The organism is Vitiosangium sp. GDMCC 1.1324 (assembly GCF_003044305.1).
Classification (GTDB): Bacteria; Myxococcota; Myxococcia; order Myxococcales; family Myxococcaceae; genus Archangium.
In genome coordinates this window covers 16,700-39,748 of sequence record NZ_PZOX01000020.1, presented here as the reverse complement: position 1 = coordinate 39,748, position 23,049 = coordinate 16,700, and the positions used below count along the sequence as shown (strand labels likewise).

The 23,049-nt window shown below is 68.0% G+C and carries 20 protein-coding genes; 2 read left to right on the top strand and 18 right to left on the bottom strand.

The genetic code is table 11. The features are described 5' to 3' along the window. Positions 1-14 precede the first annotated feature (14 nt). The 17 genes from DAT35_RS58480 to mraZ form a co-directional block, all read right to left on the bottom strand. Positions 15-1,478, bottom strand: coding sequence for an ATP-binding protein (locus DAT35_RS58480; protein WP_146210102.1), 1,464 nt, complete (start codon positions 1,476-1,478; stop codon positions 15-17). A gap of 145 nt (positions 1,479-1,623) precedes the next feature. Further along, entirely contained in the window at positions 1,624-2,856 is a 1,233-nt protein-coding gene (gene ftsA, locus DAT35_RS41965; protein WP_108074932.1) for a cell division protein FtsA, read from the bottom strand. Between the two features lie 44 nt (positions 2,857-2,900). Continuing rightward, entirely contained in the window at positions 2,901-3,752 is an 852-nt protein-coding gene (locus DAT35_RS41960; RefSeq protein ID WP_108074931.1) for a cell division protein FtsQ/DivIB, read from the bottom strand. A 128-nt stretch (positions 3,753-3,880) separates the two neighbouring features. After that, positions 3,881-4,825, bottom strand: a complete 945-nt coding sequence (locus DAT35_RS41955) for a D-alanine--D-alanine ligase (protein WP_108074930.1) — start codon at positions 4,823-4,825, stop codon at positions 3,881-3,883. Next, a complete protein-coding gene (gene murB / locus DAT35_RS41950) occupies positions 4,822-5,754 on the bottom strand; it encodes a UDP-N-acetylmuramate dehydrogenase (protein ID WP_108074929.1) in 933 nt (310 codons plus the stop codon). Before murB ends, DAT35_RS41955 begins: the two co-directional genes overlap by 4 nt. A gap of 3 nt (positions 5,755-5,757) precedes the next feature. Further along, positions 5,758-7,203, bottom strand: coding sequence for a UDP-N-acetylmuramate--L-alanine ligase (gene murC / locus DAT35_RS41945; RefSeq protein ID WP_108074928.1), 1,446 nt, complete (start codon positions 7,201-7,203; stop codon positions 5,758-5,760). Continuing rightward, complete coding sequence (murG, locus tag DAT35_RS41940; protein ID WP_108074927.1) at positions 7,203-8,426, bottom strand: undecaprenyldiphospho-muramoylpentapeptide beta-N-acetylglucosaminyltransferase; 1,224 nt, start codon at positions 8,424-8,426, stop codon at positions 7,203-7,205. The genes murC and murG overlap by 1 nt, the downstream gene beginning before the upstream one ends. Next, positions 8,423-9,595: a putative lipid II flippase FtsW gene (ftsW, locus tag DAT35_RS41935; protein WP_108074926.1), complete on the bottom strand. Its 1,173-nt coding sequence runs from the start codon at positions 9,593-9,595 to the stop codon at positions 8,423-8,425. Before ftsW ends, murG begins: the two co-directional genes overlap by 4 nt. 4 nt (positions 9,596-9,599) lie before the next feature. After that, positions 9,600-10,976, bottom strand: a complete 1,377-nt coding sequence (gene murD / locus DAT35_RS41930) for a UDP-N-acetylmuramoyl-L-alanine--D-glutamate ligase (protein WP_108075092.1) — start codon at positions 10,974-10,976, stop codon at positions 9,600-9,602. Between the two features lie 21 nt (positions 10,977-10,997). Next, the gene (mraY, locus tag DAT35_RS41925; protein ID WP_108074925.1) at positions 10,998-12,179 is read right to left on the bottom strand and encodes a phospho-N-acetylmuramoyl-pentapeptide-transferase; all 1,182 of its coding nucleotides are present in this window, start codon (positions 12,177-12,179) and stop codon (positions 10,998-11,000) included. After that, the gene (gene murF / locus DAT35_RS41920) at positions 12,180-13,577 is read right to left on the bottom strand and encodes a UDP-N-acetylmuramoyl-tripeptide--D-alanyl-D-alanine ligase (protein WP_108074924.1); all 1,398 of its coding nucleotides are present in this window, start codon (positions 13,575-13,577) and stop codon (positions 12,180-12,182) included. Between the two features lie 20 nt (positions 13,578-13,597). Then, positions 13,598-15,115 (bottom strand): UDP-N-acetylmuramoyl-L-alanyl-D-glutamate--2,6-diaminopimelate ligase, encoded by a 1,518-nt coding sequence (locus DAT35_RS41915; RefSeq protein ID WP_108074923.1) that lies wholly within the window; start codon positions 15,113-15,115, stop codon positions 13,598-13,600. Between the two features lie 52 nt (positions 15,116-15,167). Beyond that, positions 15,168-17,171 (bottom strand): penicillin-binding protein, encoded by a 2,004-nt coding sequence (locus DAT35_RS41910; RefSeq protein ID WP_108074922.1) that lies wholly within the window; start codon positions 17,169-17,171, stop codon positions 15,168-15,170. Positions 17,172-17,183: 12 nt separating this feature from the next. Continuing rightward, on the bottom strand, positions 17,184-17,582 hold the full coding sequence (gene ftsL, locus DAT35_RS41905; protein WP_233262027.1) for a cell division protein FtsL: 399 nt from the start codon (positions 17,580-17,582) through the stop codon (positions 17,184-17,186). Between the two features lie 8 nt (positions 17,583-17,590). Continuing rightward, a complete protein-coding gene (gene rsmH, locus DAT35_RS41900) occupies positions 17,591-18,499 on the bottom strand; it encodes a 16S rRNA (cytosine(1402)-N(4))-methyltransferase RsmH (protein WP_108074920.1) in 909 nt (302 codons plus the stop codon). 12 nt (positions 18,500-18,511) lie between these two features. Then, positions 18,512-18,889: an STAS domain-containing protein gene (locus tag DAT35_RS41895; RefSeq protein ID WP_108074919.1), complete on the bottom strand. Its 378-nt coding sequence runs from the start codon at positions 18,887-18,889 to the stop codon at positions 18,512-18,514. 47 nt (positions 18,890-18,936) lie between these two features. Beyond that, positions 18,937-19,386 carry a division/cell wall cluster transcriptional repressor MraZ gene (gene mraZ / locus DAT35_RS41890; protein ID WP_108074918.1) on the bottom strand — a complete coding sequence of 150 codons (450 nt, stop codon included), beginning with the start codon at positions 19,384-19,386 and terminating at the stop codon, positions 18,937-18,939. A gap of 314 nt (positions 19,387-19,700) precedes the next feature. Between mraZ and DAT35_RS41885 the strand changes: the two genes are divergently transcribed. Together DAT35_RS41885 and DAT35_RS41880 are read left to right on the top strand one after the other, a co-directional pair. Continuing rightward, the gene (locus DAT35_RS41885) at positions 19,701-20,306 is read left to right on the top strand and encodes a hypothetical protein (protein WP_108074917.1); all 606 of its coding nucleotides are present in this window, start codon (positions 19,701-19,703) and stop codon (positions 20,304-20,306) included. Positions 20,307-20,416: 110 nt separating this feature from the next. Next, positions 20,417-21,139 (top strand): PilZ domain-containing protein, encoded by a 723-nt coding sequence (locus DAT35_RS41880; RefSeq protein WP_108074916.1) that lies wholly within the window; start codon positions 20,417-20,419, stop codon positions 21,137-21,139. 3 nt (positions 21,140-21,142) lie between these two features. Here DAT35_RS41880 and DAT35_RS41875 read toward each other — a convergent pair whose 3' ends face one another. Further along, positions 21,143-22,951 carry an acyl-CoA dehydrogenase family protein gene (locus DAT35_RS41875; protein WP_108074915.1) on the bottom strand — a complete coding sequence of 603 codons (1,809 nt, stop codon included), beginning with the start codon at positions 22,949-22,951 and terminating at the stop codon, positions 21,143-21,145. Positions 22,952-23,049: the final 98 nt, after the last annotated feature.

Genomic DNA, 23,049 nt, shown 5'->3' with positions numbered 1-23,049 from the left:
GAAACGCTCCAACGTCAATAGGCAATCAGGCCGTAATCGCGAGCATAGTCCTGAATCTTCGTGAGCACATACGAAGAAAAGACCGCTACGCTGGGCTCACCGTAGTGCGAAAACTCAAGGGTTTCTGGCCGCTCTCCACGTTGAAACCATGTGTCGACTCGCAGCTCCTTCCCGAAGGCCGACAACGGCGAATACTCCATCTGCATCCCTGGAAGACTGATTCCCGACCTAATCAAAACGTCGACTATCGCCTTATTGATCGATGGATGCTTTTCGCCAGTAACCGCCTGTATTGCGGCGTATGCCTTCAAGATCTGCTCCGAGGGCGCGGCGGAGGCCGAGCCAACATCCTCAAGGCCTCTAAGACAACGAGCCAGTGCGCTATTCTCTAGAGAGTTTACTGCATTTGACTTGACGGGATTCGGGTAATGCTGGCGCACCAAGTTTTGCAGTTCAGTGCTGTCACAAAAAGCACAGGCATTTACAACTGCACTACTTGAAACATTGAGGAGACGGACTTCAAAAAGACTGGAAATAAACGGCAGACCTTGTCGAGGATTTGCCACACCGCGGGCGCGCCAATCATCTGCGGTGTTAGAGCGGCTAAATTGTAGCAGCCGATCAGGATCGGCAAGGAATCGCGTACCTCGACGAAGCATACGACATGCTGTTGTCGTGTCGCCTCCCGAACTGAATACGACAGACAGCTTCGGAAGCTTTCCACCAAGCTCGCCAAGATTGTAGCGCGAAAGAACAAGTGATTTGATTTGCGAGAGGTAATCACCAATGTTCGCAGACGGACCAACAAGCGCCGCTGCCTCATCTTCAGAGATCGCGGCATCCTCAAGTTTGGCGGAGGTGGTGCTCAGAATGAGCTTAAGAACGTCTAGATAGCGCCCCTTATCTACGCCCTTCACTGTATGCACAGGGGTCTCAATGAGTGCGGTCTGTCCCCCTACTTGGTAGAGTCGAGCGATGGCAACATCCGCAAATTCCCGGTTAACAATTGGCCAAACAAGCAAAAGCCCATTGGTGCGCCGAAGAAATGCGTTAAGGTTCACCATTGCGGCTTGAGTAACCGTCTCATCGAGAGCCGGCACTTCGCGGCCATCCAGATTCACCACCAAGACTCTACCCTTGGCAGCCTTGAGTGCAGGGGCAGTGTTCTGTGCAAGCCAGTTCGTCAATTGCGATAGTGGGAGTTCATAATCAGGGGGCGGTGTAAGCACTTGGGCAACGGCCTGCGGCAGATAGACAGGCAACGACTCAGCAAGACTCGTCTTTCCTATGCCAGACGCCCCCAACAGGAATAGCAGCTTTCCTTGTCCCGAGGATACAACATCCGCGATAGCTTTCTTGATCTCAAGAATGTCTTGCTCTGACTCGACAAGGACATCCGCGATACGTGACGGGCCAACCGCATCCCGGAGGTTTTCAAACCGAGTAGGTACTCTCACGATTCCAAGTTCAGCAGGCAAGTGCCACCTCGGCGATGTACTGGCTGGACCACACTGTTGTTTCCCCTCGGCTCTCGAATACCTATTGAGACGAGGGCACCAAAAGAACCGGGGCCGCTGGGAGGAGAGCGGCCCCGGTGGGGTACTGCAAGACTGACGGAACGGCCTAGAAGATTTCCTCGAGCCACTCGCGCATGCGGCCCTTGACCTTCTTGTAGACGTTCTCCTCGCGGATGCGGAACATCCGCCGGTCCAGGTGCTTCGCCCCGTACACCACCAGGCCCACGCCCGTCGCGTACATGGGGCTCTTCACCACGTCCACCAGTCCGCCAATCCCTCGCGGCATGCCCCGGCGCACCGGCAGCCCAATCACTTCCTCGGCCAGCTCCGGCATTCCCGCCAGCAGCGTCGAGCCACCCGTAATCACCACGCCCGAGGCCAGCAGGTCCTCGTAGCCGCACTTCTGGATCTCCCGGTGCACGAGCTGGAAGATCTCCTCCACTCGCGGCTCCAGGATCTCACACAGAATCTGCCGCCCGAGCACCCGCGGCTGCCGCCCGCCCACGCTCGGCACCTCGATGGTCTCGTCCTTGTTGACCATCGACGCCAGGGCACAGCCGAACTTCTGCTTGATGCGCTCGGCCTCGTGCGCCGGGGTGCGCAGACCAATGGCGATGTCGCTCGTGAGGTTGTTGCCTCCCAGCGCAATCACCGCCGTGTGCACGATGGACCCGCCCGAGAAGATGGCGATGTCCGTGGTGCCTCCGCCGATGTCGACGAGGCACACGCCCAGCTCCTTCTCGTCCTCGCCCAGCACCGCCTCGGCCGACGCCAGCGGCTGCAGCACGATGTCCGACACGTTCAGCCCGGTCCGGTTCGCGCACTTCACGATGTTCTGCGCGCTCGACACCGCCCCCGTCACGATGTGCACCTTCGCCTCCAGGCGCACGCCCGCCATCCCCAGGGGCTCCTTGATGCCTCCCTGGTCGTCGATGATGAACTCCTGCGGCAGGACGTGGATGACCTCCCGGTCCAAGGGAATCGCCACGGCCTTGGCGGCGTCGATGACGCGGGCGATGTCCGCCTCGCGCACCTCCTTGTCCTTCACCGCCACGATCCCCTGCGAGTTGAAGCCCTTGATGTGGCCACCCGCAATACCGGTGTACACGTGGGAGATCTCCGCGCCGGCCATCAGCTCGGCCTCCTCCACCGCCCGGCGGATGGAGGACACCGTCGCCTCGATGTTGACCACCACGCCCTTGCGAAGTCCCTTCGACGGGTGCGTGCCGATGCCAATGATGTCGATGCCGTTGTCGGTCAGCTCCCCAACGATCGCGCAGATCTTCGTCGTGCCGATGTCGAGGCCGACGATGATCTCCCCGGACTTCTGCTTCGCCATGACTACCCTCCCAGGCCCCCCACTCTCGTGAAAGGGGCGCGTTCCTACTGCGAGGCCCCGCTCCTCTCGGACACGGGGCTCGAAAGCTTCACCGCCACCCAGCCGGGCCGAGCCCGGTTCTCCAGGTGGATGACCTGCGCGGACAGGCCGCGGGCACGCAGCTCCTCGCGCACGCGCGAGAGCCTCTGAAGTTTGGCGTCCGTCTCCCCCTCCCCCATCCGCACCTCCATCCCGTCCGCCATCACCAGCACCATCCCCTCGGGCGACACCCGCACCTCGCTCAGCCGCTCGCGCTTGCCGGGCTGCGTGGCCGCGTACGCGTCCACCACCGCCAGCGCCTGCCGGTAGCGCTCGCGCGTCTTCGCCTCGTCCGCCAGGTAGTCCTCCCGGTCCAGCCCCGTCACCAGCGGCAAGTCCAACGTGTCCCCCGGCTGCAGCCGCTTGAAGGGCTCGCCGTCCTCGTCCAGCAGGTACAGGTCGCTGAGCACCGCCAGCGCCGCCGGCACGTGCTCCACCACCTCGACGGACACGCTGGCCGGGAAGTGACGCCGCACCTCCACCGAGCGCACCCACGGGTGGGTGGACATGGCGCGCTCCAGCGCCCCCACGTCCAGGGCCCACAGGTTCTGCCCCACCGTCAGCCCGGACAGCTTGAGCAGCTCGCCCGGCGTGGCCCGCTGCAGCCCGCTGAAGGTGGTCTCCTTCAGGAGGAAGGTGGGCGAGGACAGCGCCCAGCGCCGCAGCTCGATTCCGCCCCACACCAAGGCGAATGTCAGACCCGTCAGTAGGATGGCCTTGAGCAGGCCGGGACCGTGCGTGCGCACGGCTCCCTTCACCGCCTCCTTCTGTTGGGCGGCGTCCTGGCGACGACGGTTCTTGGACTTACCGAAAGCCATGGTGTGCGTCGGCGCATGCTGCGCGCGCTTGGATCTCCACGCCAGTTTTTGGCTACAGCCACGTCGCTGTAGCGCCCACGTCCACAGAGGGGACCGGGCGAGCCCACTTCATCCAGGGGACGGCGTTCTCAGGACTTGAGACTGGCCCCTTGCAGCAGGCGCTCGCACAGGCCCGGGAAGTCGATGCCCCGGCCCGCGGCGATCTTCGGCAGCAGGCTGGACTCGGTCATTCCCGGCAGCGTGTTGATCTCCAACAGGAAGACCTCTCCGGACGGTGTCAGGATGACATCCGAGCGGGAGCCTCCACTGCACTCGAGCGCACGATGAGCGGCAAGGCAGACCTGGTTCACACGCTCATACTGATCCGGCGGGAGGGGTGCGGGGAAGAGGTACTTGGTGGTACCCCCGGACTGATACTTGGCCTGGTAGTCGTAGAACTCCCGGGCGGCCACCACCTCGATGACGCCGAGGGCCTCGTTGTCCAGGACGCCGCCCTGCACCTCGCGGCCCTTGATGTACTGCTCCACGAGGATGGAGCCGGACAGCTTGGAGGCGTCATCCACGGCGGCGAGGTACTCCTCGCGCGTCTTGCAGATGTGGACGCCCACGCTGCTGCCCTCTCGGGAGGGCTTGACGACGGCGGGGAGGCCGAAGGGCAGCGAGTCCACGGCGGCCCGGGCCTCCTCGGCGCTCTTGAAGGCGCGGTAGGGCGGGGTGGGGATGCCGTGGGCGAGGAAGACCTGCTTGGCGAAGACCTTGTCCATGCCCAGGGAGGAGGCCATGACGCCGCTGCCTGTATAAGGGATGAACATGCACTCGAGCAGACCCTGGACGCTGCCGTCCTCGCCGTAGCGGCCGTGGAGGGCGATGAAGGCGACCTCGACCTTCTCGGCGACGAGGCGCGCGGGCAGATCCTTGCCCACGTCGATCTCCACCACGTCGTAGCCGAGCCCCCGGAGGGCCTTGGCCACGGCGGCGCCGGTGCGCAGGGACACCTCGCGCTCGGAGGACAGGCCCCCGAGCAACACACCGACCTTCTTCCGCTTCAGCTCGTCCTTGGAGAAGCCGCTCATGGCTGGAAGACCCCTACACGCTTGACTTCGGGTTGGAGCTCGACGCCCCGCTCCTCGCGCACCCGGGACTGCATGAAGGTGAGGAGGGAGAGGACATCGTGGGCGGAGGCTCCGCCCAGGTTGACGATCCAATTGGCGTGCAGGGTGGACACCTGCGCGCGGCCGATGACGTGGCCCTTGAGGCCCACGCTCTCGATGAGGCGCCCGGCGAAGTCGCCCGGCGGATTGGTGAAGACGCTGCCGAAGTTGGGCTGGCTGAGCGGCTGGCTGCGCTTGCGGTAGCCGAGGTCCTCGTCCATGGCCTTCTTGGAGGCCTCGAGGTCGCCCTTGCGCAGGTGGAAGCGCACGCGCGTCACCACGCCGCCCGGGGGCAGCTCGGAGTGCCGGTAGCGGTGGGGAATCTCCGCCTTGGAAAGCCATCCGAGGCCCTCGGCGGTGGCGACTTCCACGGCCTCCACGACGCGGAAGCACTCGCCATTCTTGGTGCCGGCGTTCATGGTGACGGCACCGCCCAGGGTGCCGGGGATGCCGGCGAGGAACTCGGCGCCCACCAGCCCGTGCGAGCGCATCTGGTTGATGAGCCGGACAATGGCCGCGCCCGCGCCGAGGGTGAGCCTCCCCTCCTCCGCGCCCACGTCGGCGAGCTCGGGGAACAAGTCACTCGGGAGCTTCACGGTGACGCCGGGAATGCCCCCATCGCCCACGAGGGTGTTGGCGCCGCCGCCGAGCACGGTGAGGGGCACGCCCTCCTCGCGCACGAAGCGCAGCAGGGCGACGAGGGCGTCCGGAGAGCGGGGACGGACGAGCGCCTCGGCCGGGCCGCCCACACGCACACTGGTGAGGGGCGCGAGCGGCGCACCCGCCGTCACGTCGAGACCCGCCAGCCGCCCCAGCCGCTCGGCCAGAGACGATGTGAGGGGCGTCGCCATGCCCTAGGCGCCCTTCACCGTGCCGCGCTGCTTGAGCAGCTCGACGAGATCCGGGCCCACCTGGGTGATGTCACCGGCGCCCAGGGTGATGACGATGTCGCCCTCGTGCAGCCGGGGCAGCAGCGTCTTGGCGATGTCCGCGCGCTTCTCCACGAAGGTGACGTCACGGTGGCCGTGGGCGCGGACGGCCTCGGCCAGCGCGTCGCCGGTGGCGCCGGGGATGGGCTCCTCGCCCGCGGCGTAGACGCTGGTGACGAAGACGACGTCCGCGTCATTGAAGGAGGTGGCGAACTCCTTCAGCAAGTCGTGGGTGCGGGTGTAGCGGTGGGGCTGGAAGGCCACCACGAGCCGCTTGCCGAAGGCGCGCCGGGCACCCGCGAGCGTGGCCTGCACCTCGGTGGGGTGGTGCCCGTAGTCGTCCACCACCGTGACGCCGGCCGCCTCGCCGCGCACGGTGAAGCGCCGCTGCACACCGCCGAACTCGGACAGGGCGCTGCGCACCACGTCCAGGGGGATGTCCATCTCCTCGGCCACGGCGATGACGGCCAGGGCGTTGAGGGCGTTGTGCGCGCCCACCATGCGGACGCGGAACTCACCGAGCGGCTCGTCGCGCCGGAAGGCCTCGAAGCGCGTGGTGAAGCCCTCCAGGCGGATGCCCTCCAGCCGGTAGTCCGCCTGGTGCGAGCTGCCGTAGGTGACGAAGCGCTTCTCCAGGTGCGGCAGCAGCGACTGCACGTTGGGGTTGTCCAGGCACAGGACGTTGAGGCCGTAGAAGGGCACGCGGTTGCAGAAGGCCGTGAAGGCGTCCTTCAGCTTGTCCAGCGTGCCGTAGTGGTCCATGTGCTCCGGGTCGATGTTGGTGACCACGGTGATGGACGGGTGCAGGTGCAGGAAGCTGCCGTCGCTCTCGTCGGCCTCCACCACCATGAGCTCGCTCTTGCCCAACTTGGCGTTGGAGTCGAGCACGTTCACCTTGCCGCCCACCACGGCCGTAGGGTCCAGGCCCGCGGCGCTCAGCACGGTGGCCACCATGGAGGTGGTGGTCGTCTTGCCGTGGCTGCCCGCGACGGCGACGGCGTACTTGAGCCGCATCAGCTCGGCGAGCATCTCCGCGCGGGGGATGACGGGAATCTTCCGCTGGCGCGCGGTGACTACCTCGGGGTTGTCCTTGCGCACCGCCGAGGAGATGACGACCACGTCCGCGTGCACCAGGTTCTCCGCGCGGTGGCCCTCGAAGATGGTGGCGCCCAGCTTCTGCAGGCGGCGGGTGATGTCGCTGGCCTTGAGGTCCGAGCCGGACACCCGGTAGCCCTGGTTGAGCAGCACCTCGGCGATGCCGCTCATGCCGATGCCGCCGATGCCCACGAAGTGGACGTGCGCGGCATGACGCGTCTTGAAGAGGCTCGTGGGCCGGGTGGCGCGGGTGTTCGTCACGGATGTCGTCTCCATCAGGCCTGCGTCTCGTTGCCGCCGGCCTTCTTCTCTTCACCGCCCGCCGGCTTCGCGTCGCCACCGGGCTTCTTCGAGCCGGGCTTCTTCGGGTTGGGATCCTCGCCGCGGGCCTCGGCCCGGCCGGAGGGGCCGTACGTCTTCACCATCAGGTCCACCAGCACGTCCGCCAGCTCCTTGGAGGCCTCGGGGCGTCCGAGCAGGCCCGCCTTCTTCTCCATCTGGCGGCGCTTCTCCGGGTCGTCCTTGAGGCGACGGATCTCCGAGGCCAGCTTCTCCCCCGTCAGCTCCGACTCGCGGAACATGAGGGCCGCGCCGGCCTTCACCAGCGCCTGGGCATTCACCTCCTGGTGATTGTCCGTGGCGAAGGGGAAGGGAATGAGGATGCTGGCCTTCTTGGCCACCGTCAGCTCGGAGAGGGTGGTGGCCCCCGCCCGGCAGATGACGAGCTCCGCCCGGGCGTACGCATCGGACATGTCCTCGATGAACTCCACCACCTGGGCCTGGGCGGTGAAGCCCTTGGACTCGTAGCCCTGGCGCACCGTCTCGAGGTCCTTCTTCCCCGTCTGGTGCACGATGTGGAGCTGGTCCTTGATGTCCTGGAGGTGGTCCAGCGCGTCGATCATCCGCTGGTTGATGCCTCGCGCGCCGAGGCTGCCGCCGAAGACGAGCAGGGAGAACTTCTCGTGCGCCACGCGCGAGCGCAGGAAGTTCTCCATCAGCTTGCGGCGGATGGGGTTGCCGACGAGCAGCACCTTGCGCGAGGGGAAGAAGGAGGCCGCCTCCTCGAAGGCGGTGAAGACGACGCTCACGAACCGGCCGAGCACCTTGTTGGTGAGGCCCGGCAGCGCGTTCTGCTCCTGCACGGCGGTGGGGATGCCCATCAGCACCGCGGCGAGCACCACCGGCCCACTAGCATAGCCGCCCACGCCCACCACCACGTCCGGCTTCTGGCGCGCGAGGATGCGGAAGGACTCGATGAAGGCCATGGGCAGGGCGAGCAAGCCCCTGATGAAGCCCCACAGGCCCTTGCCCTTGAGCCCCTGCGCGCGGATGGTCTCCAGCGGGTAGCCGGACTGGGGAACCACCCGGGCCTCGAGGCCGCGCTCGGTGCCCACGAACACCACCTGGTTGGCGTGGTGGCGCGTCACCACCTCTTCGGCCAGGGCGATGCCCGGGTAGAGATGACCGCCCGTACCGCCTCCCGCGATGAGCACCTTCACGCCGCCACCTCCCTCATGTCACCGCCGGAGCGCAGGGTCCGGTTGCCACCCGCGGGTTCCGCGCTGGCACTGAGCGAGAGCAATACACCGGCCGCCCCCATCAACACCACCAGGGAGGTGCCTCCGTAAGAGACGAAGGGCAACGTCAGTCCTTTAGTTGGCAACAGGCCCATGGCCACGCACATGTTCACCGTGGCCTGGAAGGCGATGATGGAGGTGATGCCCAGGCCCAGGTACGTGCCGAAGGGCTCCGGGGAAGCGAGGCTCGCGCGGATGCCTCGCCAGATGATGATGGCGTAGAGCGCCACCAGCAGCACCACCCCGACCAGGCCCAGCTCCTCGCCGATGATGGCGAAGATGAAGTCCGTATGGGCCTCGGGGAGGAAGAAGAGCTTCTGCCGCCCATCTCCCAGCCCCAGGCCGGTGAGGCCGCCCGAGCCGATGGACATGAGCGACTCGGCCACCTGGTAGCCGATGTCGTGCCGGTGCGCCCACGGGTCCAGGAAGGCCAGCACGCGCTTCATGCGGTAGGGGCTGGTCGCGACGGCCGCGTACGCCAGCGGCAGCGCCAGCAGCACCGAGCCCACCAGGTAGCTCACCTTGGTGCCCGCGGCGAACAGCAGCGCGAAGAGCAGGAACACCAGCAGCACCGAGCTGCCGAAGTCCGGTTGCAGCATGCACAGGCCCACCAGCAGGCCGCACAACATCAGGTGCGGGAGGAAGCCCACGGAGAAGGTGGCCACCTTCTCGCGCTTCTTGGCCAGCGAGTAGGACAGGTAGACGACCCAGGCGAACTTGGCCACCTCGGCCGGCTGCAGGCCGAAGCCCGGGAAGCGGATCCACCGCCGCGCGCCGCCCGCCGAGGTGCCGACGCCCGGGATGAGCACCAGCACCAGCAGCACCAGCGTCACCAGCAGCAGCGGATAGGCGAACCGCGCCAGCCGGCGCCAGCCCACCTTCATGCCCACCGCCATCGCCCCCACGCCCATGCCGGCCGCCATGAGCTGCCGGTTGAGGAAGTAGAGGCTGTCCCCCAGCTTGTCCTGCGCCATGACGGCGCTGGCCGAGTACACCATCACCAAGCCGAGCGACACGAGCGACAGCACGGCACACAAGAGCAGCGCGTCGAACCGCACGGGCGCGGCGGACGGAGCGGCGGTGGCCTTCATGGGCTCAGAGCTCCCCGACGAGGCGCTTGAACGTGTCGCCCCGGTGCTCGAAATTCTGGAATTGATCGTACGAAGCGCATGCGGGCGACAAAAGTACGGTGTCGCCGGATCTTGCCAGTGCCCTCGCCTGCCGTACAGCTTCCGCGAGCGTCCCGCAGGCGTAGACCGGCGCACTGCCCTCGTAGGCCCGGGCGAGGGTGTCGGCGTCCTGGCCGATGGTGAAGACGCCCTTCACCTTGCCGCGGCCCTCGTCGACCATGGGCTTGTAGGGAGCGCCCTTGCCCTTGCCGCCGGCGATGAGGAGCACGTCCTTCTGGAAGGCGCGCAGGGCCACCAGCACCGAGTCCACGTTGGTGGCCTTGGAGTCGTTCACCCACTCGACGCCGTCCAGCACGCGCACGCTCTCCAGGCGGTGGGGCAGCCCCGGGTAGCTGTCGAGCCCGGCCTGCACCGACTCGTGGGACACGCCGGCCAGCCGCGCCAGCAGCGCCGCCGCCATGGCGTTCTGCGCGTTATGGCCCCCGCGCAGCGCCCGGTTGGTGAGGGTGAAGGACTCGCCCTTGTCCCCTGCCCCCTCGAAACGGAAGCCGCCCGGCTGCGCCACCGCCATGCCCGCCAGCTTCGGAGCCGCGGCCACCGGACGCCCGGTGAGGCTGAAGCCGTAGACGGGCACCTTCGCCGCCTCGGCCAGCCGCATCACGTCCGCGTCGTCCGCGTTCACCACCGTGAAGTCGCCCCGCGCCTGGTTGCGGAAGATGCGGGCCTTGGCCGCGCCGTAGCTCGCGTGGCTCTCGTACCGGTCGAGGTGGTCCGGCGTGAGGTTGAGGATGGTGGAGCCGAGGGGCTTCAGGGTGTCGATGCCCTCGAGCTGGAAGCTGGAGAGCTCCACCACCAGCGCCTCCCACTCACCGGGAGACAGGGCCGCCTCGGCCAGCGGGCGCCCGAGGTTGCCACCCACGAAGGTGCGCTTGCCCCCGCGCAGGAAGAGCTCGCCGGTGAGCGCCGTGGTGGTGCTCTTGCCGTTGGTGCCGGTGATGCCGATGAGCGGCAGGTGCGAGAGGTAGCGCCAAGCCAGCTCGATCTCGCCCCAGACGGGCACGCCCGCGGCACGCGCCTTCTGAATCTCCGGCAGCGCCAGCGGCACGCCCGGGCTCACCACCACGAGCTGCTGCGACTCCAGCAGCCCCGGCGGCGTGGGACCGGTGACGAGCGTCACGCCCTGGGCCTTCAGCTCGCGCCCCGTGTCGCCCAGCGCCTCCTCGGTGCGAGCGTCCAACGCCGTCACCCGAGCGCCCTTCGCCTTCAACAGGCGGATGGCGGCCAGCCCGCTCTTGGCGAGCCCGTACACCACTACCTTCCAGTCCTTCAGGTCGGGCGTCATGCGCGCCATCCCCTCTGCGGCCTACCGCAATTTGAGCGACAGCAGCGCCACGCCTCCGCAGAGGATGGCGGCGATCCAGAAGCGGACGATGATCTTCGGCTCGGCCATGCCCTTGAGCTCGAAATGGTGGTGCACGGGCGCCATCTTGAAGACGCGCTTGCCGGTGAGCTTGAAGGACGTCACCTGGATCATCACGCTGAGAATCTCCGCGAAGAAGACCCCGTGGATGATGGCGGACACCACCTCGTTCTTGGACAGCACCGCCAGCCCCCCGAGCGCGCCGCCCAGCGCGAGCGAGCCGATGTCGCCCATGAAGACGGAGGCCGGGTAGGCGTTGAACCAGAGGAAGGAGATGCCCGCGCCCACGATGCTGGCGCAGAAGACGGCCAGCTCCGCGCCGCCGGGGACCTCGGGGACGCCCAGGTACTTCCACAGGGGGACGCCCACCACCCGCGTCACGCCTTCAATCGTCTCCACGTCGGCGATGCGCGTCGCCGAGCCCGCCACGTAGCAGAGCACCGCGAACGTGGTGGCCGCGATGATGGTGGGCATGATGGCCAGGCCGTCCAGGCCGTCGGTGAGGTTGACGGCGTTGGAGGTGCCCACCACGACGATCCACGCGAAGAACACGTAGAACCAGCCGAAGTCCGGGTTGAAGTGGCGCGTGGGCACGAAGGGCAGCGTCAGCTTCGTGTCGATGAGCAGGTGCGGCCCGGTGAAGGCCCCATCCGGCCCCGTCCACGAGCACATCAGCCCGAAGACGGCCAGCAGGTAGAAGACCGTCTGCAGAATCATCTTGTACCGGCCGGCCAGCCCCTTCGAGTTGCGCTTGGACAGCTTGAGCCAGTCGTCCAGGAAGCCGATGAAACCGAAGCCCAGGGTGAGCAGCAGCGCCGCCCACACCGCGCGGCTCTTCAGGTCCGCGAAGACGAAGGTGCCCACCGCGATGCACAGGAGGATGAGCGCGCCACCCATGGTGGGCGTGCCCTTCTTCTTCTGGTGCGAGTCCGGCGTGTCCTCACGCACGTTGCTCTGCCCGTGCTGCTTGAGGCGCAGCGCGGCGATGAGCTTCGGACCGATGAGCATGCCCAGCAGCAGCGAGGCCACACCCGCCGCGATGATGCGGAAGGTGGGGTAGCGCAGGAAGTTCAGCAACCGGCTTGCTTCCGTGTCTTTGATCCACTCGTAGATGAGAAGCAGCACCTAGTGGCTTCCTCCAGGCGCGGCGGCTCCCGTGAGCCCCGCCACGACCCGCTCGAGCCGCATGCCACGGCTCGCCTTGACCAGCACCACGTCCCCCGCCTTCAGCTTCGGCATCAGCCAGGACAGCAGGGGTTCGACCTCGGTGAAGTGCGCCGCGTTGTCACCCAACCCCGCCGCATCGAAACCCTTGCGCGAACGCGGTCCGAAGAACGCCACGAGCTGCGCCTTGCTTCCCGCGAGCACGCCCAGCTGCGTGTGCTCCTCGAGCTCGCCCGGTCCCAGCTCCAGCATGTCCCCGAGCACCGCCACCGCCCGGCCACCGGGCTGCACCAGCGAGCGCAGCGTGTCCAGGGCCGCGCCCATGGACGCCGGGTTGGCGTTGTAACAGTCGTCCACCACGGTGGTGCCATGCAGGCCATCCACCACGTTGAGCCGGCGAGCGTACGGCCGCGCCGCCTCCAAACCCTTCACGCACTCCTCGGGGGAGTAGCCGAGCGCCACCGCCAGCGCGAAGGCGCCCGTGGCGTTGAGGGCGTTGTGCTCGCCGATGAAGGACAGCTTCACCAGCCAGTCCTTCCCCGCGTGCCGCACGGTGATGTGCAGCCCTTCCCGTCCGCGCGGAGTCACCGCCGCCAGCCGCACGTCCGCGCTCTCGGCCCGGCCGAAGGTGAGCTTCTTCGCCCGGCTGCGCGCCGCCTGGCCGGGGATGAGCGCGTCATCCACGTTCACCACCGCCACGGCCTCGGGCGGAAGCTCGCGGAACATCTCGCCCTCGGCCTCGGCCACGCCCTGGATGCTGCCCAGGCCCTCGAGGTGCTCGGGCTGCACCACGGTGATGATGCCCGCGTCCGGACGCACCACCCGGGTGAGCCGGGTGATTTCGCCGGGCTGGTTCATCCCCGTCTCGATGACGGCCGCCACGTGCGAGGGCTCCAGCCGGAAGAGCGTGAGGGGAACGCCCACCTCGTTGTTGAGGTTCCCCTCCGTCTTCAGCGCGGGGCCTCGCGTGGCGAGGATGGCCCCCAGCATCTCCTTGGTCGTCGTCTTCCCGTTGGAGCCACCCACGGCGCCCACCGGAATCCGGAAGCGCTCGCGGTGCGCGTGCCCCAGGGCTCCGAGCGCCGCCAGGGTGTCCTCCACCTCGTAGAGGGCGAAGCCCTCGGGAAGTGGGGGGAGCGCCCTGCCCTTCTTCACCACCGCCCCGGCCGCCCCACCACTGGCGGCCTGGGCGAGGAAGTCGTGCGCGTCGAAGCGCTCGCCCTGGAGCGCCACGAAGAGACACCCGGGCACCAGGGCCCGAGTGTCGGTGCAGACGGCCGGGAACTCCGCCGCGGGCCTACCGCGCCGGGTTGCCCCGGTCGCCTGCACCACCTGCTCGTCCGTGAATCGTGCGGCCATAGAGGCTCAGCGGTTCTCCGTCAGGTCCGGATGGCGAGCGCCCGGGCCGCCACCTCGCGGTCATCGAACGCGCGCTTCTCGGTCCCGATGACCTGATACGTCTCGTGCCCCTTGCCGGCGATGAGGACCACGTCGTCCTCCTTGGCCAGGGAGATGGCCGCCTCGATGGCCGCCTTGCGATCCGCGTCCACCAGGTAGCCCTTCTCACCGCTCTTGGCCTTGCCGGCCGAGATGCGGCGCAGGCCGCCCTTCTCCAGACCCGGGGTCACCTGGGAGATGATGTCGTCCGGGTTCTCGGTGCGCGGGTTGTCGCTCGTCACCACCGCCAGGTCGGCACCCTCGGCGGCCGCAGTGCCCATGAGCGGGCGCTTGCCCCCGTCACGGTCCCCGCCGCAGCCGAACACCACGATGACGCGGCCCTTGGCCATGGCCCGCGACGCCTCGAGCGCGCGCTTGAGCGCGTCGTCCGTGTGCGCGTAGTCCACGAACACCGCGGGCGCCTGCGCGGGCCCGTGGTTCTCCACCCGCTCCATGCGGCCGGGCACGCCACCCATGCGCTCGATGCCCAGCTGCACGTCCTTGCGGCGAGCGAAGCCCGCGCCGAGCGCCAGTCCGGCCGCCGCGAGGATGTTCTCCAGGTTGTGCGGCCCCAGCAGGCGGCTCTTCACCGGGATGTCGCCGGCGGGCGTCTTCAGCACGCCCTTGATGCCCTGCAGGGTGAAGGACACGTCCGCGGAGGAGATTTCTCCGTTGCCCTGGCGGCTGAACTTCCACGCCATGCGCTTCTGGCCGCGCAGCTCGTTGTAGATGCGCGTGGCGTAGGTGTCGTCACCGTTGACCACCGCGACGCCACCCTGCGCGAGGTTCTCCACGAAGAGCTTGCGCTTGGCCTGGAAGTAGTCCTCCAGGTCCTTGTGGTAGTCGAGGTGATCTCGCGTGAGGTTGGTGAAGGCCGCGGCCTTGAAGGTGAGGCCATGCACACGCTCCTGCAGCAGCGCGTGGCTGGACACCTCCATCACCACCGTCTCCACGCCCGCGTCCACCATCTCCTTGAGGATGCGGTGCAACTCCAGCGGGTCCGGCGTGGTGTGGCCCGTGGGGTGGAACTGCCCGCCCACCTTGTAGCCCAACGTGCCGATGACTCCCGTCGAGGAGTAGGCCGCGGTGGCCATGGCCTCGAGCAGATAGGTGGTGGTCGTCTTGCCGTTGGTACCCGTCACGCCCAACAGGGTGAGCTTGTCGGCGGGACGGCCGTGGAAGTTGGCCGCGATGAGCGCGAGCGCCTTCCGGGCATTGGACACCTTGAAGAAGGGCACCTGTGAGGACAGGGACTTCTCCGACACCACGGCCACGGCACCACGGGAGACCGCCTCACCCACGAACTGGGCGCCGTCCTCCTTCGTGCCCGGCACGGCGACGAACAAGTCGCCCGGCTTCACCTTGCGCGAGTCCTGCGACACCCCCGTCACGTCGACCGGGGTCCGGCCGCCCGAGGTCTGCTCGGCACCACACCCTGCGAGGACATCCGTCAGCTTCATCGTTTCCCCTTCACATGCTGCTGCAAGCGCGAGGCCGAGCTCCGGTGCGGCGTCATTGCCGCGTTGCCAGCTCGAGCGTCACCCGCGCACCCTTCTCCACCAGCGAACCGGCGGCGGGACTCTGCGATACGACGCGTCCACTACCCAACAAATGAGGCTCCAGGGCCGCGGTGAGCAGTCGGGTGACTGCCTCGCGTCCTGCCTGACCGACAACATCCGGAACGCGGACGGAGCCAGGCTCCACGTTCTCGGTGACAGCTTCCTCCACCACGGGCCGGGCAGGCTCCGCCTTCGCGGGGGGCTGGGCGGCCGCCACCGGCAGAGCGGTGGGCGGCAGCGGCACCTCGCGAGAGGGCGGCACGGCCAGGTGGGCCATGGCGGCGGTAGCGATTTCCTTGAAGGCGGGAGCGGCCACGAGTCCCCCGTACACGTCCGTCTTGGGCTCGTCCACAATCACGAGAATGACGGCGCGGGGATTTTCGGCTGGCAACACGCCCACGAAGGAGGCAAGCCGCTTGTCGGAGTACCCCCGGGCCACCGGATCCGCCTTCTGGGCGGTGCCCGTCTTGCCAGCTACCCGGTAATCCTCCATGGCGGCCCGGGGTGCGGTCCCCTCCTTGGTGACCACGCTCTCGAGCATGGAGACGACCTTGCGGGCGGTCTGGGCGGAGACGACCTGGCGCACCTCGGTGGGTTTGTTCTCCAACAGGACCACCCCGTCCGGGTCCACCACCCGGGAGACGAGGTAGGGGCGCATCAGAAGGCCTTCGTTGGCCAGTGCACCCCAGGCGGCGGCCATCTGCACGGCGGTGGCCGTCATGCCCTGGCCAAAGGACTGTGTGGCCAGCGACACCTCGGCCTTGGGGAAGGGAATGGAGCCGCGAGCCTCGCCGGTCAGCGCCAGCCCGGTGCGCTCGCCGAAACCGAAGTCATGGTAGGCCTTCACCAGCCGCTCGCGCCCCAGCTGCTGGGCAATCTTGGCCGCGCAGATGTTGGAGGACACCTGCAACACCCGCTGCGGGGTGAGCCAGCCGTACTGGTGGGTGTCGTGGATGGTGTGCCGGCCGACGTTCCAGGCGCCGTTCTCGCAGAAGAAGGTGTCCTCCGGCTTGACGGCCTTCTGATCCAGCGCGGCGGCGACGACGAAGGCCTTCATGGTCGAGCCGGGCTCGAAGGCGTCGAGCGCGGCGCGGTTGCGCATGCTGGCCCCCGCCTCCTTCTCCGGCGTGTTGGGGTTGAAGCGCGGGTGGTTGGCGATGGAGAGAATCTCCCCCGTCTTCGGGTCCAACACGATGGCCATGCCCGCCACCGCCTTGGACTCCTCCACCGCGCGGCTCAGGGCCTTCTCGGTGACGTACTGGAGGTGCCGGTCGATGGTGAGGGTGACGGAGGCACCCTGGCGCTCGATGGGCTCCGGGGCCCCGGTGACGAGCAGCTTGCGGCCCTTGGCGTCGCGGAAGCCGGACAGGCGCGAGTTCTGCCCGGACAGCTCGTCCTCGAAGGCCAGCTCCAGGCCCTCGAGCCCATGGCCGTCCAGGCCCACCATGCCCACCACGTGCGCGCCCAGCTCCTTCTGCGGGTAGAAGCGCTTGGGCTCCTTGGTGAAGCCGAACCCCGGCAGCCCGAGCGCCTTCACCGCCTCGACATCTCGGGGCGTCACCTGGCGCTTCACCCAGGCGAAGCGCCGGGCGCGCGTGAGCCGGGCCTGCACGTCCTCCACGTCCAGCTTGAGCGCCTTGGCCAGCGCCCGCGAGGCCTGCTTCACGTCCGGCAGCATGGAGGGGTCCACCCAGATGGAGTCCACCTCCACGCTCTGGGCGAAGGGAGTGCCGCGGCGGTCGAAGATGTCGCCACGCCGGGCGGGGATTTCAATCTGCCGGACATACTGGTCCTGGGCGAGCCCGCGCAGCTTGTCGCGCTCGACCACCTGCAGGAACACGGCGCGGCCGAACACGGCCAGCAGCAGGGCCACGAAGAAGCCGGCCAGCAGCTGCACCCGCAGCCGCAGCCACTTCCCGTTGGGCTCCGGAGCCCGCGCCGATTTGAAATCCCTCACGGCCAGCCCCCCTCAGCGAGATCCGCTGCGCTCGGCCACGCGGACGGCGCGCGAGTCGCGGGCCTCGACGCGGGCATTGCGCTTGGCCCCCGGCAACTCCGGCGGCAGGGAGATGACGAGCGGACCGGCGGGCATGGACATGCCGAGCTTCTCGCGCGCCAGCTTCTCCAGCCGCGCCGGGCTCTTCAGCGTGGCGAGCTCCAGCTTCAGCCGGTCATTCTCCCGGGTGAGGGAGCGCTCCTCGCCCTCGGCCTGGGAGAGGCGGTAGCCCATGTCCACCACCAGCACGCGGCTCGTCACGTGGAGGATGCCCACGCCGGCGAAGAGGGCGAAGAGGAACACTGCGGGCAGCAGGTGCAGCAGCACACGGGTCACCGACACTCCACTCCCACCGGCACGAGGGGTTGGCATGCTGCGGCTCATCGGAATTTCTCCACCACGCGCAGGTGCGCGCTACGGGCACGGGGGTTGGCGGCAATCTCCTCGTCCGAGGGGGCGATGGCCTTGCGCGACACCAGGGAGAAGTCCCCCTGGCCGCCGCAGGCGCACACCGGCAGCCCGGGCGGGCACTTGCAGGTGCCCACCAGGTCCCGGAAGGTCTCCTTCACCTTCCGGTCCTCGAGCGAGTGGAACGAAATGACGGCGGCGCGGCCCCCCACCTTCAGCAGCCGGGGCAGCGCGGCGAGCAGCGACTCCAGGGACTCCAGCTCCTGGTTCACCGCCATGCGCAGGGCCTGGAAGGTGCGGGTGGCCACGTGAATCTTGTTGGGCCAGGCCTTGCGGGGCACGGCGCGCTTGACGGCCTCGGCGGCCTCCAGGGTGCGCGCGGGCAGCGAGCGCTTGAGCTCGCGGGCAATGGACTTCGCGAAGGGCTCCTCGCCGTACTCTTTAAGGATGCGGGTGAGCTCCGCCTCGTCCTCCTGGGCAATGAGCTCGGCGGCGGTGCGGCCCGTGTCGCCCATGCGCATGTCCAGGGGTCCCTCCTTCTGGAAGGAGAAGCCGCGCTCGGCCACGTCGAGCTGGGGCGAGGACACGCCCAGGTCCACCAGCACGCCGTCCACCGGCAGCACGTCCGAGGCCACGTCGAGCAGGTCCCCGAAGTTGCCCTGGCGGGCGCTGAAGGCCGGGTAGCGGGCGAGCCGGGTGCGGGCGGCCTCGAGCGCCACCGGATCCCGGTCCACCCCGAGGACGGTCGCACCCCGGGCGAGGAGCGCCTCCGTGTGGCCACCACCGCCGAGTGTGCCGTCGAGGATCACCTTGCCCGCTCCGGGTTGAAGGACGTCCACCGTCTCATTCAGGAGGACAGTCTGGTGGCTGAAGTCAGCCAAGGGGCGCCCGCGTCAAACGAAGGGAGCCCGCGCGAGCGCGAAGGCGGCCCGGGCATCGTTCATATGCGGGTAGAGCTCGAAGACGTCATGAGCGCCCGCGGCCCGGAAGATGGCGGCCAGGTAGGGGGAGAGCCCGGACAGCTTGATGTCGCCGCCGGCCTTGCGGAACGCCTCGGCGCGGGCCACCAGGGGCTTCACGCCGCGGTAGTCCAGGTGGCTCACCTCGCTGAAGTCCAGCACCACGTTGCGCAAGCCCTTCTGCATGCGGCGCGCGAGCTCCTCGCAGACCCGGGTGAGGTCCTTCTCCAGAAGCTCCCCCTCGAGCATGAGGGTCTCCACGCGCCCACTGGATACCGCGCGAATGCCCTGTGCTTCGGCTGCCTGGTTCATGTCGCCACCTTCCCGGCTTTCCTGCTTCGCGTCGAAATTTCGGACTGCTACTGGCGCAGCTCGGTGAGCACGCGCATCACGTCCGCGCTGGAGGCTTCCTTGCGGGCCTCCTCCTGGGCCCTGGCCCAGCCTTCCCGGCTCCACAGCTCAATCACCTTCACCATCCCCGCCCACACCACGTCCTTGTCCAACCCCGCGTGGGCTCGCAGCGACGGCGGAATCAGCACCCGCCCCAACTTGTCGAGCGGACACTCCTGGGCACTCGCCACGTAGAGCCGCATCAACGTCTTCACCCCCGGCTCCATCGGGTTGCGCTTGGCCAGAGCGGACTCGAGCTGCTCCCACTCGCGCACCGGATAGGCGTGGAGACAGGGGTCCAACGCCGTCGTGATGATGAGCCGCTCGTCGTACGACCCCACGAGCGTTTCCCGCAGCCGTGCCGGGAGGCTGGTGCGCCCCTTCGCGTCGATCTGGTGCTCATAGACGCCTCGGAACACGCGGAGAGGTCCACCCTGTCAGCCCGGTCGATCCACATTACGCCACCCCTTCCCACTCCGATCCACTTGGGCGGCGGAAAATACGCGCGGCCCCCTACCCGGTCAAGAAATGCAACAGGCGCGTACAGACCCGTGCCGCGGAGAGGGACACGGGCCTGGAGGGTGGAGGTGGGAAGAAGTGGAGTCCCAGTCGGGAATTGACCCCGGCGGAAAGCCTCTGCATTACTGCCGCGCCAGAGCCCCACCTGGTGGGTCTCTACGCCTCGCGTCATGGCCGGTGAACGAGGCCCTCACTGACAAGTAAAGGTGCACGAATGAACCGCTTCTCTCGTCTGACGATCCTCTCCGCGATGACCCTGGGCCTGGCGGCCTGTGGCGGCAGCGCCAAGCTGGGCGGCGGCAAGGACGGCGCGGCCCAGGCCGCGTTCCAGGCCTCGCAGCCCGCGGGCCGTGGCAGCAAGACCGGGCAGGCGCTCGTGGAGAAGGCCCTGGCCAGCGGCGCCACCAACATCACCCTCACCGCCAACTGCGCCAAGAGCGGCAAGGCCAGCCTGACGCTGGACGCCACCTCCACCCCTCTGGACGGCCTCATCAACTACTCCATCACCTACGACGCCTGTAACGAGGACGGTCAGAACGAGTACAACGGCACCATGGCCACCTCGCTGGGGGTCAAGATCGATTCGAGCTACACCAGCGGCGCGTTCATCATCGGGATGAAGGGCAAGCTGACCATCACGGGCGAGATCGAGGACTTCATCGACGCCGACGTGAAGCTGAAGATGGAGTTCGCCGCCACCTCGGCGAGCTCCGGCAGCGTGAAGCTGGTGGTGAACGGCACCATCAAGACCGAGGACGGCAACTACGCCTACACCGACAGCGCCATCACCATCACCGCGGGCGAGCTGCCCAAGGCCTAGTCGGCTGACTGCCGTTGCATTTCCGAGGCCGGACTTCCGCTCTGGAAGCCCGGCCTTGCTTTTGCCTAAATGCGCCAACCGCCCAGTCCTTCCAGGGGAGCACCGCTGCCATGAGCCAGACCGCGACGAACCGAGCCCAGGGCGAGGTACGCCTCAAGGTGGCCTACAAGAAACCGGAGGCGCTGCTGAGCGAGTACACGCGCAGCATCGGCCGGGGAGGCGTGACGCTGCAGACGCAGAAGAGCCTGCCGGTGGGCACGCGCTTCGTCTTCGAGATGCACAACCCCGGAGTGGCCACACCGGTGGAGGTGGTGGGCGAGGTGGTGCGGGTGACGCCGCAGCCCAATGGGCGCCACATGATCACCGTCAAGTACGATCCGGGCCAGGACCGGGGCGGACTGGACGCGGTGCTGCAGCGCATCTTCGACCTGCAGGAGTTCGAGAAGCTGCGCCGCTACCCGCGCGTGCCGCTGCACCTGCCGGCCATGGAGGAGGACACGCCCTTCGCGCCGCCCTTCTTCGTGCGCGACCTGTCTCGAGGAGGCGTGGGCCTGGAGGTGGAGGCACCCGCGCTGCCGCCCTCGGTGAAGGTGGGGATGCCCTTCCTGCTGGAGATGGAGCTGACGCTGGGCACGCTCATGCTGCAGGGAGAGGTGGCGTGGACGTCCGCGGGCGGGCCCGAGGTGCTGCCTACCTTCGGCGTCACCTTCGGCACCCTGCGCCCGGACACGGTGGAGCGGCTGGAGAAACTGCTCTCGCTCGAGTCCATGCCGCCCCCGCCCTGGCGCGCCCGCATCTGCTTCGGCATGGATGCCGTGATGCGGATGCCCTGAGCGCTACACCGCGGACAGTGGGTAGCCGCCGGCCTGCTCCACCGCCTTCACGATCGTCTCGCGCAGCTCCACCGGATCGTACGGGGTGAAGAGCTCCAGCCGCGCCACCTTGGTCAGGTGCCGCTGGAGGGCCTCCCCCTTCACGGTGGCGCACAGCGCGCGCCGGGCCCACTGGTAGGAACGGGCGTTGGCCTCGGTGGCGTACTGGCGCGTCATCGCCACCCGCGCCGCATCCAACTTCCTCCCATCCGCCGCGGCCTGGCGCGTGCGCGTCACCATCGAGTCCAGCGCGAACGCGTCCATGACGATGTCCGCCACCGTGGCCAGCACCTCCTGGTGCTCCTCGATGGACGCGCCGAACGTCTCCGCTGCCACCTTCAGCGTGTAGATGGCCAGGCGCTTGAGGTTCTCCGCCGCCTGCTCCTCCGCGGCCAGCGCGTCCTGCACCCGTGCCTTCGGCAGCCGCCCCGCCACCAGGTCCTCGTCCACCGCCTGCGCCACCTCGAAGAGCGGCAACGTGCCCTTCATCGTGCGCTTGAGCAGCATGCCCGCGATGAGCATGCGGTTGATCTCATTGGTGCCCTCGAAGATGCGGTTGATGCGCGCGTCGCGGTAGGCCCGCTCCACCGGGTACTCCTCGATGTAGCCCGCGCCTCCATGAATCTGGACCGCGTCGTCCACCAGCAGCCCGAGCGCCTCCGAGCCGAACACCTTCATGATGGAGGACTCGATGGCGTACTCCTCGATGGCGGCGATGAGGCGCGCCTCGTAGTCCTCAGCCATCCTGTCCGCCCCGGCCATCGACGCATCCACCAGCCCCGCCGTGCGGTAGGTCATGCTCTCCACCGCGTGGATGAGCGTGGTCATCCGCGCCAGCTTCTCGCGGGTGAGCGGGAAGCTCGCGATGGGCGTCTGGAACTGCTTGCGCTCCTGCGCGAAGAGGAGCGCATTGCGCAGCTGCAGCTTCATGGAGCCCGCCACGCCCGCCCCCAGCTTGAGCCGGCCATAGTTGAGGATGTTGAAGGCGATCTTGTGCCCCTTGCCCACCTCGCCGAGCAGATTCTCGTGGGGGATGCGCGCGTCCTCGAAGAAGAGCGGGCACGTGGAGGAGCCGCGGATGCCCATCTTGTGCTCCTCGGGTCCCACGGTGAAGCCGGGGGTGCCGCGCTCCACGATGAAGCCGGTGAACTTGTCGCCGTCCACCTTGGCGAACACCACGAACACGTCCGCGAAGGCCGCGTTGGTGATGAAGAGCTTGGAGCCGTTGAGGATCCACTCCTTGCCGTCCGGGGACAGCACCGCCTTCGTCTTCGCCCCGAGCGCGTCCGAGCCACTGCCCTGCTCGGTGAGCGCGTAGGCCGCGACGAGCTCGCCGGTGGCCAGCTTCGGCAGGTACTTGCGCTTCTGGGCGTCGTCGCCGAACCAGACGATGGGCAGCGTGCCGATGCCCGTGTGCGCACCGAAGCTCACGGACCAGGAACCATTGAGGCTCATGGCCTCGGCGATGAGCAGCGAGGTGGTCTTGTCCAGCCCGAGCCCGCCGTACGCCTCGGGGATGTCGATCATCAGCAGCCCGAGCTCACCGGCCCGGCGCAGCAGGTCGCGCAGCAGCGCGTTGTCCTTGGCCTCGAGCTTCTCGGCCTGGGAGAGCACCTGATCGTGGGAGAACTGGAGCGCCGTCTTGAGGTAGAGGCGCTGCTCCTCACTGAAGCGCTCGGGAGTGGAGATGGGCGTGGAGCCCACGTCGCTGAAGAGGAAGGCGCCACCGACGGAAATCTCACCCGGGCGAGATTGATCGAGCACTGCGGCCATTCGGAATCCTCCAAGTGGCTGCCTCCCCGCTCGAGAGGCAGTTGTGCCACCGCGCACGGCAAGATATGGCGCGGTGCATCAGGGCGGTAGTAGCGGCA